Here is a 16,762-nt window from a genome sequence, read left to right on the forward strand (position 1 = left end):
TGCAAGAAGGCCGGTAGGTCAGGGACGGACGTGGCCGGCACGGACATCCGTGCCGGCCACGTCAGCGGTGGTGGTTCAGCTGGTGTACGCCTCCACCTCCCAGAGCGAGTGCCCGTACGGGGTGCCCCGGGCGGTGCCGTTGATCCGCAGGTAGCGGCCATTGGCTCCGAGCGCGGTGTGCTCGTCCACGCCGCCGTCGGCGCCGGTCACCGTCTTCACGGTGGTCCAGGTGGTGCCGTCGTTCGAGGTCTGGATCTGGTACGCGCTGCTGTACGCCGCCTCCCAGCTCAGCTTGACCCGACCGATCGGGGTGGGGGTGCCGAGGTCGACCCGGATCCACTGCGGGTCGGAGAACGTGCTCGACCAGCGGGTGGTGAGGCTGCCGTCCACCGCCTTGGCACCGGCCACGTCGGCCCCCTCGTTGCTGGACGTCAACGTCGGCTTGTTCAACAGCAGGTTGGTGCCGGGACCGGTCGGGCCACCGGTGCCGCCGTACACCTCGAACTCGAACAGGGAGTAGCCCCAGGCGGTGCCCCGGGTGGTGCCGAGGAGCCGAATGTAGCGGCCGGAGCCGGTGAGCCCGGTCAGGTCGTCCACACCGCCGTCGCCGCCGGTCACCGTCCGGACCGTGGTGAAGGTGACCCCGTCCGGCGAGGTCTGGATCTGGTACCCGCTGCCGTACGCCGCCTCCCAGGTCAGCTTGACCCGGTTGATGGAGTACGTGGCACCGAGGTCCACGTCGATCCACTGCGGGTCACCGAACGCGCTGCCCCACCGGGTACCGGCCACGCCGTCGAACGCGTTGGCCGCGACGAACGCGCCCTCGAAGCTGGACGCTCGGGCCGGCTTGCCCCGGGCCAGGTTGGCACCCGGCTCGGGGTCCGGATCCGGGTCCGGACCGGGACCGCCGGGGCTGGTGGAGAGGGTGAACTCGTCGATGTCGAACCACGGCCCGGCGCCCTTGAAGACCAGGAACAGGGTCCGGGTGCCGGTCGGGGCGGTGACCCCACCGGTGACCGTGGCGAAGGTGGCGTACCCGCCGGTGGGCACGACGGTGGCCGAGCCGACCAGCGGCCCGGTGGGTGAATCGACCCGCAGTTCCAGGGTGCCGCCGCCGCCGGCCGGGGCGCCAACCCGGGCGCTGAACGACTGGATGCCGGTCAGGTTGTAGGGGCGGAACGAAATCCAGTCGTTGTTGTCGATGTAGCCGACCGCGGCGCCGCCGTGCCCGGCTGCCCCGGCGACGATCTGGACGCCGGACGAGTCGCCGAAGTGCTCGGCCTGGCGCAGCCGCGGTTGCAGCACCGCCTGGGTGTGCGTGGTCAGCGGCGGTTGGCCGCCCCCGCCCAGGTCGGTGTATTCGGCGTCGATGATGCCGAAGATGTTCGCCGCCGAGTCGTGCTCGCCGTCGGCCGACGTCTGGATGACCCCGGTGCAGCCCTGCACGCTGCCGAGTTGGTGGCCGTGCGAGTCATGGCCGAGGACGTAGTTCACCTTCACCCGGGCGCAGTTGACCGCACCGTCCTGAGCGTCGGTGACGGTGACGGAGAACGGCACCGCGTCCCCGAAATTGAAGGTCTGCCCGTTCAACGGGGTGTTCACGGTGACCACCGGGGCACTGTTGCCGACCGTGACGACCACGCTCGCGGTGGCCGTCTTGCCGGTGGTGTCCCGGACCGTCAGCGTCGGGCTGCGGGTCCCGTTGGTGGTGTACGTGAAGGTCGGGTTCGCCGTGGTCGAGTCGGTGGTGCCGTTGTTGTCGAAGTCCCAGGCGTAGGTGAATGGATCCCCGTCCGGGTCGAGGGTGCCGGCCGAGGAGAAGGCCACGGTCAGCGGTGCGGTGCCGCTGGTCGGGGTGGCTGAGGCGACCGCGACGGGTGCCCTGCCCTCACGGGCGTACTCGATGCGGTACAGCGCCGAGTTGGCGTCGCCGTTGAACCAGCCCGTGCCGTAGTCGAGCACGTAGAGCGCACCATCCGGTCCGAACTCCATGTCCATGACCTGGGTACCGGTCCACGGGAACGGGTTGATTTTCAGCGGCTGGCCCGCCGGGTCGAGCTTGATGTTCTTGATCCAGCGGCGGCCGAACTCACCGGCGAAGTAGGTCCCGTCGTAGTACTCGGGGAACGCCACCGGCGAGGTGTTGTTCGGGTCGTACCGATAGACCGGGCCGCCCATCGGCGACAGGCCACCGCCGGTGAACTCCGGCGGCGAGCCGGAGCCGCCGTACGGCAGCCACGCCGGAATGGCCGGCGGCAGCTGGGTGATGCCGGTGTTGTTGGGCGAGTTGTTGACCGGTCCGCCCGCGCAGTTGAACTTCGGCCCGGACGGGCCGGAGGGGAAGGTGTAGTCGTTGTACGCGTCGTTGCGGGCGGTGCAGTACGGCCACCCGTAGAAGCCGGGCCGGTCGATCCGGGCGAACTCGACGTTGCCCGCCGGCCCCCGGTTCGGGTCGGCAGTGCCCGCGTCGGGACCGTAGTCACCGAGATAGACGATGCCGGTGGCCTTGTCCACGCTCATCCGGAACGGGTTGCGGAAGCCCATCGCGTAGACCTCCGGGCGGGTCCGCGCGGTGCCCGGTGCGAACATGTTGCCCGCCGGGATGGTGTACCCGCCGGCCGCGCTCGGCTTGATCCGGAGGACCTTGCCGCGCAGGTCGTTGCTGTTGCCGGAGGTGCGCTGCGCGTCGAAGGCCGGGTTGCGGCCGGCCCGCTCGTCGATCGGGGTGAAGCCGGCCGAGTCGAACGGGTTGGTGTCGTCACCGGTGGACAGGTAGAGGTTGCCCGCCGCGTCGAAGTCCATGTCACCGCCGACGTGGCAGCACATGCCCCGACTGGTGGGCACGTTCAGGATCAACGTCTCGCTGGCCAGGTTGATGGTGTTGTCCGCGTTGACCGTGAACCGGGCCAGCCGGTTCACGCCGTCCCAGACGGCGAAGTCGGCCGGGGTGCCGGTGGCCGGGGCACCGCCACCGGGGGTGCTCAGTGGTGGCGCGAAGTACGCGTACACCCAGCGGTTGGTGGCGAAGTTGGGGTCGGCCTTGATGCCCTGCAGGCCCTCCTCGTCCCCGGTGTAGACCGGCAGGGTGGCGGCGACCTTGGTGTTGCCGGCGGCGTCGGTGTGCCGGATCACGCCGTTGCGGGAGGTGTGCAGCACGCCCCGGTCCGGCAGGACGGTGAGGCTCATCGGCTCGCCGGTCTCGGCGGCGCCCTTGGCCAGTTCCACCTGCTGGAAGCTGCTGGTGACGGTGGGGCCACAGTCGGCGCCGACCGCGCCGGACGCGGTCATGATGCCGCCGAGCAGGTGCTGACGGAAGGTCGCCTCGGTGAACGAGGCGTCGGTGTGACCGAGGCCCGTGTACCAGGCTCGACCGCCGGAGTAGTTCTGGCACCAGGAGATCGGGTGGTCGGCCCCCATGCTTCCGCCGGTGTAGGCGCTCTCGTCCAGCGTGGCCAGCACGTGCACGTTGCCCCGGGGATTGGTGCGGTAGTTGTACAGCTCGTCGAACCGGCTCCACCGCTGCGGCAGCGTCGCGGTGGACGGGTGCACCTGGTCGGCGACCTTGACGGTGACGGTCTGCTCGGCCGGGTGCGAGGCGAAGTACGCCCCGACCAGCCCGCCGTACCAGGGCCAGTCGTACTCCGTGTCGGAGGCGGCGTGCACGCCCACGTACCCGCCGCCGCCCTGGATGTAGCGCTCGAAGGCGGCCTGCTGGGCGGCGTTGAGCACGTCGCCGGTGGTGGACAGCCAGATCACCGCGGCGAAACGGTCCAGGTTGGCGTCGGTGAACTGGGCGGCGTCCTCGGTGGCCTCGACGGTGAAACCGTTGGCGGCGCCGAGCTGCTGGATGGCGGTGACGCCCGGGGTGATGGATCCGTGCCGGAATCCGGCGGTCTTGCTGAAGACCAGCACGGTGAACGGTGCGGCGCTGGCCGTGGGTGGCATGGCGACGATGCCGCTCGCCACGAGGATCGCGCTCAGCGTGACGCCGAGCCACGATCTCAGGGATCTGCGCACTGTAGGTCCTTTCGCGGTACGAGGACGGCGTGCGCCGATCACGCCTGGCGGTGACGGGACGAGAGATGTAAATGCATCGTTGCGTTTGGATCACGGGCGCGTCAAGCCCTCTCCCACCATCCGTGAGAGCGTTATCTCCGCAGGTCAGAGGCGACTGTTCAGAGTGAGATCGAATAACGGTTTTCGGGCCACGACCTGCCGGTTAGGGAAGGCTGCCCTACCCAAAATATCCCTGAAAGTATGACTGATGGGGGTTTGTCCCGTCGTAGTCGGGTACTGGATGTGCCCGGCACCACCGACGGAAGCGAGACCGCTCATGACTGACATGCTGGAGATGCCGCGGGTACATGAATGCTCGGTCACCGATTGCGGCTACAACCACGACGGCTGCCACGCGTTCGCCATCACCATCGGGCAGCAGAACGCCAGCTGCGCCACGTTCATCGACACCTCGACCAAGGGCGGGCTGGACCGCGTCATCGCCCAGGTCGGGGCCTGCAAGCGTGCCGACTGCGAGCACAACGCCGAGCTGGAGTGCCACGCACCGTCCATTCGGGTCGGCCCGGGCCAGGACATCGCCGACTGCCAGACGTATCAGCCACGGTGAGCTTTCCGCGTGCACCGGCGGGGGCGGCCGTCACGGCGCCCCCACCGCGCGTCAGAAGCCGCCGCCGCCAGCTCTCAGCGACCGCCCGCGACCAGCTCGGCGATCATTCCCTCGCAGCTACGGACGACGACCTGGGCCCCACGCCTCTGCGCCAACGGGAGCAGGGGGTCCTCGGCCCGGTCCCGCCATCGCCACTGCGCGTCAGCGGCGACCTCCCAGAGTCGCTGCACGGTCGCCTCGTGCTCGACACCGAGCCGGGCGGCGAGACCCACCCCGTTACCCCCGACCAGCCGTTGCGCCTCGGCGGCCAGCTCGGCGTCGAAGCCGAGCCGGGTGTTTCGCAACGCCACCAGCAGGCGTAGCTCCCGGAACTCGTGCGCACCGGCGAGGATCTGCTCGACCGCGCCGACCAACTCGTCAGAACCCCGGGTCGGCTCGGCGCGCAGCAGCGCCTCCACCGCGGCCAGCGCGGACCGGGCCTTGAGCGCGTCGCGGCGATCGACGAAACAGCGCAGCACGGACTCACGCAGCTCGGTGAGACCACTGCGCCGAATGAGCTCGACAGAGAGCTTCACCCGACTGTCGAATCCACTGCGGACCAACGTGGCCGCCAGCCGGACACCGAACACCCCGAACCGACCCAGCAGCGCGGCGCGCACCTCGGTGTCCAGCCGTACCGGCAACTCGCCACGGAGGAAGCGGTCGGCGGAGATCAGATGTGCGTCCAGCTCGGCGCGGGGCACCTGGGCCAGGGTCGCGAGCGCGGCGAAGTCCGACTCGCCGAGCATCCTGCCCGCCAGGCCGATCAACCCACTGCACGCCACCACGTTCACGCTGAGCGCGTTCACCCGCGGATCGCGGTAGTGCCGCCGCGCGAGCTGGCGAGCGGTGAGCAGGCCGTCGATCCGGCCTCCGCCGGTCTCATCCGCCCGGGACAGCACCATGATCACGTTGACCGGAGCCGTCTGCCCGACGGCGCTGTCCCGGCCGGACTCCAGCACCCGCAGATCACTGTCACGGCCGTCGCGGGTCAGGTACAACACCGCGTCGGCGTCCCGCAGCACCCGCTCCAACACCGGCGCGCGGCCCTGCTCACCGGTGCCGGTGATCGCCGGGGTGTCGATCAGCGTGACCTGCCGCAGCGCCCGCGTCGGCCACTGCACCACGATGTCGCGCACCTCCCCCGCGCCCCAGCCGAGATCCACCCGCAGCCCGGTTGCCGACTTGACCACCGTCAGCTCCTGCGGAGGCTGACCGGCCGGGTAGGCGGTGGCGCGCGGCGCGGCGCCGTCCTCGTACCAGGTGAAGACACCGTCCGCCCTCTCGACCGGCGCGACCTCCTCGCCCATCAGCGCGTTGAGGACCGTCGACTTACCGGATCGCCAAGGGCCGGCAACCGCGATCCGCAGCGGTTGCTCCAACCGGGCCACCTGATGCCGCAACTGCCCGACCGCCCGGGGATTGTCCTGGTAGAGGTCGATGGCCTGGTGCAGCAGACCCCATGCCGCCTCGTCCAAGCGCAGCCCCACGGTCATGCCTGCGGCTCCAACAGCAGCGGGGCGGAACGGGTGTCGGTCAACTGCTGAGCCTGCTCATAGAGCGCGGCCAGCCGGGCCATCTTCAACCGGACCTCGCGCTGCCGCTGCTCGCGCAGGGAGGCATCGGTGTCGGCCTCCTGCTTCGCGCTCCGAAATGACTGGACGATGGCTTCCTGGAGCTCCTCGGTCAGCCCCGTGAAGTGGTCCCGCAGCATCCGCTGCACCTGCCGGGCGGCGTCCCGACAGTCCCGGATCATCCGGACGAAGAAGTCGTCGACGTGCCGCTGGATGGCCGTCTTGACGGTCGCCTGGCGGCGACGGAGCAGCTGCTTGCTCTCGTCGCGGATGCTCTTGCCACCGAAGAGCGCCCCGATGCCGACCGAAACCGGGTTGATCATAGGCATCCCGGCCAGCGTGGTCGCCAGACCAAACATCAGCATGCCGCCGTACGAGCCCTTCATGCCGCTGAACAGCTTCTGGCCCGTCGTGAACCGGTCGATCGTCGGCCGTTGCAGCTCCGGCAGCCGCTCGCCGATGTCGTCCGGCATCGTCATCGACCAGGGCGGCAGCACGTCGTAGCCGTACCGGTTGAAGTTGGCGGCCACCCGGCGGGCGATCCAGTCGCAGCGCTGGATGAGCCACTCGTGGTTGGCCTCCGCCGCCTCCACGAGGCTCCTCTCCAGCCAGTCCTGAAAGGTGTCCCAGGCGACCAACGGATCGGCCGTGTCGAACGCCTCGTCCACCGTGCGCAGGATCTGTCGCGTCCGGTCGCGAAGGTCGTACTCGATGTCGGAGAGCAGGTCGGCGACCTCGTCGCTGAGCGTGTGCTGCCACCGGGTGGAGCATCGGCGCAGCTCGTCGACCTCACGCTGCGCCGCGTGCAGCCGGGAGATCGGCCCGGACTGTTCCTCGGCCTCCTCGGTCGCCAGCACGGCGCGCAGCGGCGCGGCCAACTGCTCCACCACCGTCCGGGCCACCGTCTGCACCGACGCCCGGGCCAGATGGTCGGCCTTACCGGCCAGGTCACGCTGCAGTCGGGCGATCAGCACGGGAAAGCCGGACTCGGCGTTGAGGCCACGGTCGTCGGCCGCGGCAGCGCGCAGTCGCAGCGTCGCCGAGACCGGGATCAACGTCGCAGGGACGCCGGCCTCGGCCAGGTGTTGCCGGTTGCGCTCGGCGACCGCACGCCAGTCCGCCACCAGATCGGTCTTGCTCTGCACCACGACCACGTTCGGGTGCGAGCGCATGACGTGCAGCAGCATGTTCAGCTCGGCAACCGACAGCTCCCGGGTGGAGTCGGAGACCAGCAGCACGGTGTCCGCGCGGGCGGGAGCAGCGACCGAGGCGGCGCCGCCGATACCGGCGACCTCGTCGGTGCCGGGAGTGTCCACCAGCACCAGCCCGGCGCCGAGCAGGGCACGGGGCACCCCGATCTCGACGTACGCGGGGCCGCCGCCCGACCGACGCCCGACCATGCCTGCCACGCCCGCCGCGACCTGGTTGAGCGCCACCGGGGTCCGCTCGACAGTCACCGGGGCGGCAGTGCCGGCGGGACGGCCCGGGGCCGGTGGCGGAGCCTGCGCCACCGTGGCGGACGGGGTATCGGCGTGCTGCACCACGGTCGGTAGGACCGTCGTGCGGCCGTCGCCGACCGGGCACGCCGGCGCGTTGATGATCGCGTTGATCAGCTGGCTCTTGCCCTGGTTCGGCTCACCGATGACCAGGACGCGAAGCGTCGGGTCCAGCAGTTGGGCACGCTTCTGCCGCACCGTCTGGAGCAGGTCACCACGAGCGTGTGCATTGCACGTACGGGAGATCTCGTCCAGCACGTCCAACCAGATCCCGGCCATCACCGCACCAAGTGTGCGGATTTCGGCTCAATTATCAAGAGGGACCGGATGTGGAACCGGAGAGGGCCGGATCGCCCGAGACGATCCGGCCTCCCGTTCCTACCGGAGGTCCCCGTCAGAGCAGACCGCCGGTGATACCCAGCAATCCATGGTCAGGGGAAGCGTGCGAGTCGCCCAGCACACCATCGGTGGCTCCGCCGGTCACCTCACCGACCGTGCCGGTGACACCGGGGAGGAGACCGTCCACCTGGTGCGTCACACCGCCCACTGCGGACGGCACGTCGAGCGCTGGGACGACGCTCTCGACAACGCCACCGCCGTGCCCAAGGCCCAGCCCGCCCAGGGTGTCGTCGACACCGAGGGAACCGACGAGGCCATTGATCTGACCGTGGGTCCCGGAGAGGACACCGCCGGTCAGGTCGCCACCGAGCAGACCCGGGTCGGTTGCGCCGAGCAGGCCGGTCGGATCGCCGACCACCCCGGTGGCGTCCCCGAGCACCGGGTCAGCGATCGCGTCCACCGGCTGCACCACGTCGGCGTCGAGGGTGTGCGCCACGTCGGAGACACCGGCCAGGTCGGTGTCGAGGCCGTACGGGCCGACGCCCAGGCCGATCCCCGGCAGCACGGTGACCCCGGCGGCGGCGGTTGACGGGTCGACCGCGATGGCGCCGAGCACGCCGGCCTTGACGTCCACGCCGGTCGGAGAGCTCGTGACGCTGATCTGCTGCGCCACGCTCTGCAGTTGGCCCACCACGTCGGTGGAGTCGGTCACCAGCGGGTCGAACCCGAGCTGCCCGACGGGCGGCGCCAACGACGCGAGGCCCTGCCCCGGCGCGTAGTCGACGACCAACGGCACGACGTCCTGCACGTCCGCCGCGGTGATGTCGGTGAGACCCGCGGCTCGCAGCGCACCCTCGGGGTCGAGGTCGAAGGCCGACCGCGCGTCGGGGTTCGTCAGCAGGTCGAGCACGAAGTCGTGGAGGGTCTGTTGCGAGTCCATGTGCCGGTTCTCCTCGGATGTGGCGTCGGCGAGTGTCGTACGTCGACAGTGACGCTATTGCCGGGCCCACCCCCGGACATCGGGGCTCGGCCCGCATCCGGGCCGGTTGAACTAGGGGCCTCGCCGCCTCGTACGTTAGGGGGAGAGGGGGAAACCGTCCCGGCGAGATTAGGGTCCCGACCAGGGACTGATCTCTGGTACGAACGTAGGAGCCCGCGGGGTCCGCCGGGGGTGGGTCGTCGGGCAGCACCGACGCCATCGCCAGCAACCGGCCACCTCACGGGGAGGAAAGAGACGATGCCGTACGTCCTGGGGATAGACATCGGAAGCACCAACACGGCCGCCGCGGTCGCTCGGCGACACGGCACGACCTGGACCCGTCCCGAAGCCGTCCCGCTGCACGTCGGCTCCACTCTCGTGCCGTCGGTGCTCTGCCTGTCGGAAGACGGCTCGCTGCACGTCGGCGAGCCCGCGACCGACGACGGCAGCCGCACCACGCGGGACTTCGTCCACCGGATCGGCGATGACGTGCCCCTGCTGCTCGGCGGCGAGGCGTGCGCGCCGCAGACGCTGACCGCGGAACTGGCGGCGTGGGTGGTGGAGCGGGTGCACGCCCTGGAGGGCGGCCCGGCCGAGGCCATCGTGCTCAGCCATCCGGCGGGGTGGCGCCCCTACCGGCGGGAGGTGCTGCACCGGGCACTGTCGGACTTCGGGCTGCGCCACGTGACGTTGCTGCCCCGCACGGTCACGGTGGCCGAGAGCCACGCGGCCCGCGGGTTCGCGGGCACCACGGCCGTCGTCTACGCCCTGGGGGGCAACAGCTTCGAGGCGGCCCTGGTGCGTCGCACCCCGCGCGGCACGTACGAGACGTTCGGTACGCCCCAGGGGCTCGACTCGATCGGTGGGGCCGACTTCGACGAAGCGCTGGCCGGGCACACGCGTACCCTGCTGGCCCGGGAGTTGGCCGCCACCGCACGCCGCGGCGCCCAGGCCGCGCTGCGCGGGCTGCGCGCGGAGTGTGACCGGGTCAAGCGGGTGCTGACCGTCGATCTGACGGCCGACGTGGTGCTGGCCCTACCGAACGGCCCGGCACGGATACCGGTGACCCGGGCGCAATTCGAAGACATGATCCGCCCGACGGTGCAGGCCACCGTCGACCTCCTGCTCCGGGCCGTGCAGAGCGCCAACCTGACGCCGGCACAGCTCGACGGTGTCCTGCTGGCGGGCGGCTCCACCCGCATTCCGCTCGTCACCGAGCTGATCAGCGCGGCCCTCCCGATCCCCGTCGAGGTGGAGCCGGACTCCCAACTGACCGCCGCCACCGGGGCGGCGATGGCCGCCTGCCAGGTGGTGTCGCCGCGCCCTCGCCACCCGGCACCGGTTCGCGAGGCGGGACCGCCCAGTGGCGCCGGGCGGGCCACCATCCCGGCACCGCGCCGCCCCCACCCCGACACCACCGTCCCGGGCGATCCGCCACCGCGGCCCCCGGTCCGGATCCTCCCACTGGAACTGCCGAAGCCGTCCCGCCTGGCGCTGGCCCGCAGCCGGGGACGCGAAGGATGACCTTAATGATCATGAATGACATCGCCGAATCCGGGCTGACGCTGGACAAGGGGCCACAGGCCCTGCTGGACGCGGTCGCACAGGATCCGACCGGCCCACTCACCGTCGGCGTCGCCGGCCCCGGCGGTCACGGAAAGACCGCCCTGCTCGCGGAGCTGGCCAGGGTCCACCAGCGGGTCGGGATCGCCGTCCGCTCGGCCGCCCCGGAGCCGGGCGAACCGGTCGACCCCGACACGGTGCTGCTGGTCGACGACGCACACCTGCTCGACGACACACGGATCGGGGTGTTGCTGCGTCTGGTCGCCACACGTCGGCACCGGCTGGTGGTCGCCCACCGCCCGTGGCCCCGGTCCGCGGCGCTCAGCGAGCTGGTCGACACGCTACGGCGCGACGGGCAGGCCGTGCTGCTCACGCCGTTCACCCGGGAGCAGACCGCCGCCTACCTCGTCGCCACGCCCGAGCTGGGCCGCCACGACGACCTGGTCGACTTCGTCCACGCACAGACCTCCGGCGTACCCCGGGACGTCGAACGGCTGGCTCGCGGCCTGGCCGGCGCGGAGACCCTGACCGGCGCGGTGGTCACACCACCCCGGTCCGTCGTCCTCGAACTCGGGCCGGACCTGGACGTGCAGCCCGAGGCCGTACGACGACTGCTGCTCGCCGTCGCGGCGGGCGGGCCGCTGTCGGTGAGCACGCTCGGCGCAATCCTGGGCCGGGAGCCCGCGGCGGTGGACCAACTGATCGCCACGACGAGGGCGGCCGGGCTGCTCGGCGCCGACGGCCGGCTCGCGCCGATCGTACGGCGGGCCGTCACGACGCTCAGCCCCACCACCGACCGGACCGCGGTCTGGCGCCGGCTCACCGAGTTGCAGCTCGCGCGGGGCGGCGCGGTGCTGCCGCTGGTTCGCTCCCTGCTCGCGGTCGGCGCGCTCGGCGACTGCCCGGCCTCGACCCTGGCAGCCGCGGCGGGTGAGGCTCTGGCCGACGAGCCGGCGCTCGCCGCCGACCTGTTCGCGGCGGCCACGGCGGCCGGACAGCCGGCCGGCGCCCAGCAGGCGCTCGCCGCCGCCCTCGCCGGCAACCTCGACGACGCCCTGCGGTTGGCGGACCGCCTGCTGGCCACGGCCGCTCCGCCCGACCGCTCCGAGGCGGCCGTGGTGGCCGCGACCGCCCTGGCACACCGTGGTCACATCGGTCGCAGCGTGGAGTTGTACCGGTGGGCGGGCACCGCCTCGGCGGTGGCGTTCGCCATCGTCGGCGGGCTCGCCACGGGCGACCTGAGCGCCACCGCCGGGCCGCCGACGGGCGACCCGGCGGGCGAACCACCAACCCTGCACGCCAGCGCCGCCCGCCTCATGGCCGACGGGGTACGCGAGAGCGTGACCGGTCCGCCGACCGCCGCGCTCTCCGCGCTCGTGCAGGCCGCCGCGCTGCTGGAGCCGGACGGGCGGGCGGCGCTCCTACCGGACAGCCCGGCGGCGCTCGCCGCGTTGACCGCGGTGCACTGCGGTGAGCTGGAGATCGCCGAGCGGGTCCTGCACCGGGCCCTGGGTGCCGGTGTCGGCGGCCCGCTGATGGCTCGCCGCCACCGGCTGTTGCAGGCCTGGATCCTGATGGTCCGTGGCGAGACGCACGCCGCGACCGAGCGCCTCGCCACGGCGACGCTCGACGGGCGGCAGTTGGAGTCACGCGACCTGCTCTTCGCGGCCGCGATCCGCATGGGCATCGCCCGGCGCAACAGCGACCTCGGGGCGCTCAAGCGTGGCTGGGGGCAGGCGCTGGAGGCGGTGGTTCGCCACCCCGTCGACCTGTTCACGCTGCTGCCGCTGGGTGAGCTGGCCATCGCCGGCGCGCGGCTGGGTGACCTGGCCCGACTTGAGGCGTACCTGCGGGAGGGACGCGCGCTGCTCGGCCGACTCGGCCATCCACCACTGTGGAGTGTGCCGTTGCACTGGAGTGGGCTGCACGCCGCGATCCTGACCGGCGAGCCGGCGGTCGCCGACGAACATGTCGCCGCGCTGCTCACCGCCGCGGACCACAGCCGGTACGCCGCCGTGGTCGCCGCAGCCGCGGAGAGCTGGGTGGAGGTGCTCCGGGGTGTCGTCGACCCGGCCCGGGTGGAGGCCGCCGCCCGAGGGTTGCACGACACCGGGTTGTGCTGGGACGGTGCCCGCCTCGCCGGCCAGGCCGCGATCCGTACCGCGGACCGGCGGGCCATGACCACCCTGCTGGAGTGCGCGCGGGCATTGCAGGGGCGACCACCCGGCAGCCACGGCGGGCAGACACCGACGACCGGTACGAGCACAGCCCGGGTCACCGGCCCCACCCAGCAGGGGCTCAGCGACCGCGAGTACGAGGTTGCCGAGCTGGTGCTGGCCGGGTTGACCTATCGGGAGATCGGGGATCGGCTCTTCATCTCGGCGAAGACCGTCGAACATCACGTGGCGCGGATGCGCAACCGGCTCAACTGCGCCAACCGCGCGGAGTTGCTGGCCCTGCTGCGCACCATCCTCGCCGACCGGGCCAGCGACACGGCCGGGCAGCCATGGCCACAGCGGAGCGGAGCGTGACGCGTAACGAGGTCCGACTGATCCGGGCCAGGCTGGTCGTGCTGGCCGCCGTCCTGATCACGCTCTGGTCGTACGCGGCCTACGTGGCCAGCCAGGACGCCGTCGACCTGTTGCGCGTACGGGCCCTGGCGGACACCCTGGGCCAGCCCATCGACCGCCTGATCCTCAGCCTGCAGGCCGAACGCCGGCTCACCACCGAGACGATCGCCGGGGCCACGTCGACGGCGGCTCCGCTGGTCGGGATCCGCGAGAGCACCGACCGGGCAGCCGCCGAGGTCCGCGAGTTCACCGAGGGCCACGACCTGCGGCTGCTCAGCGCCGGCGAGGTCCGCGACCGGGCCGGCGAACTGGTCCGGCGGCTCAACGGCCTGGGCACGATCCGGTCGCAGGTGGACACCGGGCGGCTCGACCGGGCACAAGCGGTCGACGGGTACGACCAGGTCATCGACGTCGCCTTCCGGGTGTACGGCCCGGAGTGGGGCGCGTACGAGAGCGCGTTGGCCGTCGACACCCGTGCCGTGATCGCGCTTGCCCGCGCCCGGGAGTTGCTCGCCCGGGAGGACACCCTGGTCAGCACGGCCCTGACCGGTGGACGACTCGGTGTCGACGAGCGGCGCCGAGTGACCGAACTCGTCAGCAACCAGCGGTACGCGCGCACCGAGGCGGCAGCCGGGCTGCCCGTCGACGGCCAGGGCGAGCATCAGCGACTCGCGGCGGGCCCCGAGTTCGCGGACCTGCTCGCGTTGGAGGAAAGGCTGCTCCGGGCCGACACGGCCAACGCCCTGGCTGGCATCACCATCCAGGCCTGGCGGGCCGCTGCGGACGCCGCCCTCGACGCGCTCCAGACGCTGGTGACGACCACCGCCCGCAGCAGCGTCGAGCGGGCCACGCCGAGTGCCGCCGGGATCGTCGCGCGTACGGGCACCGTGGTGGGGCTCGGCCTCATCGTCGTGCTCGTGCTGCTGTTGAGCTGGGCGGGCACCGTCCGACGCCTGATCGGCGAACTGACCAGGCCGGACGTCGACACCCTGGCCCGGGACCGGGATGCCCCGCCGACGCCGGACAGCGCCAACCAGCAGCTGTTCCTGCGGCTCACCCGACGCAACCAGGTCCTGTTGCGCGATCAGCTCAGCCTGCTGGACGGGATGCAGCGCCGGGAGCGGTCCGCCGAGGAGACCAGCGAGCTGTTCCAGCTCGACCACCTCACCACCCGGATCCGTCGCAACGTGGAGACGCTGATCGCCCTCGCCGGCGCGACGCCCGCCCGCCGTTGGCGGCGCCCGGTGCCACTGCTCGACGTCGCCCGCGGCGCGGTCGCCGAGGTGCCGGACTACCACCGGGTCCTGATCGCGCCGCACTGGCCGTGGTCGCTCGCCGGCCCCGCCGTCACGGACGTCATCCACCTGCTGTCGGAGCTGATCGAGAACGCCCTGGCCTTCTCCGCCGCGGACACCACCGTCCGGGTCACCGGCGAGCACCGACCGCAGGGCTGCGCCGTCCTGGTCATCGACGACGGGCCTGGCCTGGACGAGTCCGCGTTGGCCGAGGCGAACCACCTGCTCGGCAACCCACCCCCGGACGGCCCGCCCACCGGCCCCGCGGGTTTGTACGCCGCCGCCGTGCTGGCCAGCCGTTGTGGCGCGCACGTCTCGCTGCGTCCCAGCCAGCGCGGTGGTACGGCGGCGATCGTGCTCCTCCCGGCCCGGCTCGTCACGGTGCGCGGCACCGACCGTGCACCGGCCACCGCGCCACCCGGCACCCCGTACCCGCCGGCCCGCAACGGCGCAGACCTGCCCGACCCGAGCGGCGACGGCGAACTGCCGACGCGGGTCCGCCACACCGGGCCGACAGGCCCCGAACACGGCAGGACCGCCCTCGACACAGTCGAGATGCCGGTCGCGAAAGCAGCGAGGAGACACCCATGACGTCCGCAGTGGTCACCGACAACGGCCTGACCGATGCCCTGGACCGCCTGGTCGACCGAGTGCACGGCGCGGAGTTCGCCGTGGTGCTCTCTCCGGACGGGCTGCCCCTCGGCGGTTCCCGGCAGGTGGAGGCGAAGTTTGCCGAGCAGATCGCCGGCGTGGTCGCCGGTCTGATCGCGTTGGGGCTGGCAGCCACCCGGACCTGCGAGGGAGGTGGCCTGCGCCAGGTCGTGGTGCAGATGTCGCGAGCGTTCCTGTTCATCGCCACCATCCCGAACGGGACCATCCTCACCGTACGGATCGCCGGCGACGACGTCGAGGTCGGCGACATGGCGTACGAGGTGGCGCTCTTCGTGGGGCAGGCCGAGCGGCACCTGCCGATCAGTCTGGGACCGGCCTCCTCGGCGACGATCGGGGACACAGGTGCAGACCACCGGCACCGCTGACGAGGCGTGGTACGACGAGGACGCGGGCCCGGTAGCCAGGCCCTACACGATGACCGGCGGGCGCACCGCACCCGCGCGCGGCCAGTTCGACCTGATCTCACTGGTCGTCGCTCGGCGGGCGGTCACGCCGTCCACACCGCTCTTCCCCGAACAGGCGCGGATCGTCGAGCTGTGTCACCATCCAGTGTCGGTGGCGGAGGTCGGCGCCGAGTTGGACCTTCCGCTGGGGACCGTCCGGGTGCTGCTCGGTGACCTGCACACGGCCGGGCTGATCGAGACGCACGACCCGCCGGTGCTGTCGGAGCTGCCGACCGAGGATCTGCTCGAAGCGATACTCGTCGGGCTTCGCGGCCTGTGACAGGGCAGGTGCCATCCGCGACCCGGACGGATCGCGGGCACGCGCCCGGCGACGAACTGAAGGGGAGACAGGCAGTGCCGGCAACACCACCCCAGCCACGCCGTACTGTGGCGATCATTCTGCTGGACCGGATCGTGGCTTTCGGCACGGCCGCACGGCGGGTGATCACCGGTCGGGACGACGTCTCGCGGGCCACCTGGGTGGCCGTGATCGCGGCGCTCGGGGTGCTGGTCGCGACAGCCGTCTCCGTCGTCGGGGTGCTGCGTACGCCGGAGAAGCTGACACCGGTGACCCTCGACCCGCCATCGTCCGTCGAGCAGGTGGGCACGCCACCAGCCGGCAGTCCTCGGGCGCAGGCGCAACCGGCGGTCACCAGCCCGGCGGTGCCCGCTCCCCCGCCAGCCGCGTCGACCACCTCGGTCCCACCGACCGCCGTGGCGTCGGTCAGGCCCACACCGACCGGTTCGACTGCTTCGACCACCCCGGTTGCTCTGAACGCCGACTTCGCCATCGCGGACAACGCCCTGCTCAGTTATGGCGCGGCCGTGACGATCAGTAATCCCGGGGCGGTGTCGGTGCCGCAGTGGACGCTTGTCGTCACCCTGTCCCGGGAGTCGCTGGGCGTCAGCGCGGTCGAGGGCGCACGGGCCAGCCGGGACGGTGCGGTGTGGACGTTCGTACCGGACGGAAGCGCCGCGCAGGTGCCCGCTAACGCTTCGATCCGGGTGACGTTCCGGGTCAACGGTTCGCTGGCCGGTGCCGCCCCCAAGGCGTGCACCATCGACGGGGCCGCCTGCACCGGTCTGCCGAACTGACCGGCCCGAGCCAGCCGGAGCCGATCGAGTGCGGTACACCCAGCGTTCCGCGCTGGCCACCTACGCCGACCGG

At 71.9% G+C, this 16,762-nt stretch carries 11 protein-coding genes; 7 read left to right on the plus strand and 4 right to left on the minus strand.

Annotation, left to right across the window (positions count from 1 at the left end; genetic code table 11):
• Positions 1-75 precede the first annotated feature (75 nt).
• Complete coding sequence (locus PCA76_RS20075; protein ID WP_272611997.1) at positions 76-4,017, minus strand: ThuA domain-containing protein; 3,942 nt, start codon at positions 4,015-4,017, stop codon at positions 76-78.
• Positions 4,018-4,333: 316 nt separating this feature from the next.
• Between PCA76_RS20075 and PCA76_RS20080 the strand changes: the two genes are divergently transcribed.
• Positions 4,334-4,624: a DUF1540 domain-containing protein gene (locus PCA76_RS20080; RefSeq protein WP_272611998.1), complete on the plus strand. Its 291-nt coding sequence runs from the start codon at positions 4,334-4,336 to the stop codon at positions 4,622-4,624.
• 74 nt (positions 4,625-4,698) lie between these two features.
• On the opposite strand, the gene PCA76_RS20085 is transcribed toward PCA76_RS20080, so the two are convergent.
• The 3 genes from PCA76_RS20085 to PCA76_RS20095 form a co-directional block, all read right to left on the minus strand.
• The gene (locus PCA76_RS20085) at positions 4,699-6,159 is read right to left on the minus strand and encodes a hypothetical protein (protein WP_272611999.1); all 1,461 of its coding nucleotides are present in this window, start codon (positions 6,157-6,159) and stop codon (positions 4,699-4,701) included.
• Positions 6,156-8,012 (minus strand): dynamin family protein, encoded by a 1,857-nt coding sequence (locus tag PCA76_RS20090; protein WP_272612000.1) that lies wholly within the window; start codon positions 8,010-8,012, stop codon positions 6,156-6,158. The genes PCA76_RS20085 and PCA76_RS20090 overlap by 4 nt, the downstream gene beginning before the upstream one ends.
• A 115-nt stretch (positions 8,013-8,127) precedes the next feature.
• Positions 8,128-9,012, minus strand: coding sequence for an IniB N-terminal domain-containing protein (locus tag PCA76_RS20095; RefSeq protein ID WP_272612001.1), 885 nt, complete (start codon positions 9,010-9,012; stop codon positions 8,128-8,130).
• A 297-nt stretch (positions 9,013-9,309) separates the two neighbouring features.
• Between PCA76_RS20095 and PCA76_RS20100 the strand changes: the two genes are divergently transcribed.
• From PCA76_RS20100 to PCA76_RS20125, 6 genes are all read left to right on the plus strand, one after another.
• Positions 9,310-10,575, plus strand: a complete 1,266-nt coding sequence (locus PCA76_RS20100) for an Hsp70 family protein (protein WP_272612002.1) — start codon at positions 9,310-9,312, stop codon at positions 10,573-10,575.
• A gap of 5 nt (positions 10,576-10,580) precedes the next feature.
• Positions 10,581-13,145 carry a helix-turn-helix transcriptional regulator gene (locus tag PCA76_RS20105; RefSeq protein WP_272612003.1) on the plus strand — a complete coding sequence of 855 codons (2,565 nt, stop codon included), beginning with the start codon at positions 10,581-10,583 and terminating at the stop codon, positions 13,143-13,145.
• Positions 13,142-15,070 (plus strand): sensor histidine kinase, encoded by a 1,929-nt coding sequence (locus PCA76_RS20110; protein ID WP_272612004.1) that lies wholly within the window; start codon positions 13,142-13,144, stop codon positions 15,068-15,070. Before PCA76_RS20105 ends, PCA76_RS20110 begins: the two co-directional genes overlap by 4 nt.
• Positions 15,067-15,516, plus strand: coding sequence for a roadblock/LC7 domain-containing protein (locus tag PCA76_RS20115; RefSeq protein ID WP_272612005.1), 450 nt, complete (start codon positions 15,067-15,069; stop codon positions 15,514-15,516). Before PCA76_RS20110 ends, PCA76_RS20115 begins: the two co-directional genes overlap by 4 nt.
• Positions 15,494-15,874 (plus strand): DUF742 domain-containing protein, encoded by a 381-nt coding sequence (locus PCA76_RS20120; RefSeq protein ID WP_272612006.1) that lies wholly within the window; start codon positions 15,494-15,496, stop codon positions 15,872-15,874. Before PCA76_RS20115 ends, PCA76_RS20120 begins: the two co-directional genes overlap by 23 nt.
• A 107-nt stretch (positions 15,875-15,981) precedes the next feature.
• Positions 15,982-16,689, plus strand: a complete 708-nt coding sequence (locus PCA76_RS20125) for a cellulose binding domain-containing protein (RefSeq protein WP_272612007.1) — start codon at positions 15,982-15,984, stop codon at positions 16,687-16,689.
• The last annotated feature ends 73 nt before the right edge of the window (positions 16,690-16,762 follow it).

The sequence above is a fragment of the Micromonospora sp. LH3U1 genome (assembly GCF_028475105.1).
In the GTDB taxonomy this organism is placed as follows: Bacteria; Actinomycetota; Actinomycetes; order Mycobacteriales; family Micromonosporaceae; genus Micromonospora.

Excerpts from the sequence above, each read along its gene's own strand:
- PCA76_RS20080 (WP_272611998.1), top strand. The coding sequence starts at position 4,334 with ATGACTGACATGCTGGAGATGCCGCGGGTACATGAATGCTCGGTCACC.
- PCA76_RS20085 (WP_272611999.1), bottom strand. The coding sequence starts at position 6,159 with ATGACCGTGGGGCTGCGCTTGGACGAGGCGGCATGGGGTCTGCTGCAC.
- PCA76_RS20090 (WP_272612000.1), bottom strand. The coding sequence starts at position 8,012 with ATGGCCGGGATCTGGTTGGACGTGCTGGACGAGATCTCCCGTACGTGC.
- PCA76_RS20095 (WP_272612001.1), bottom strand. The coding sequence starts at position 9,012 with ATGGACTCGCAACAGACCCTCCACGACTTCGTGCTCGACCTGCTGACG.
- PCA76_RS20100 (WP_272612002.1), top strand. The coding sequence starts at position 9,310 with ATGCCGTACGTCCTGGGGATAGACATCGGAAGCACCAACACGGCCGCC.
- PCA76_RS20105 (WP_272612003.1), top strand. The coding sequence starts at position 10,581 with ATGATCATGAATGACATCGCCGAATCCGGGCTGACGCTGGACAAGGGG.
- PCA76_RS20115 (WP_272612005.1), top strand. The coding sequence starts at position 15,067 with ATGACGTCCGCAGTGGTCACCGACAACGGCCTGACCGATGCCCTGGAC.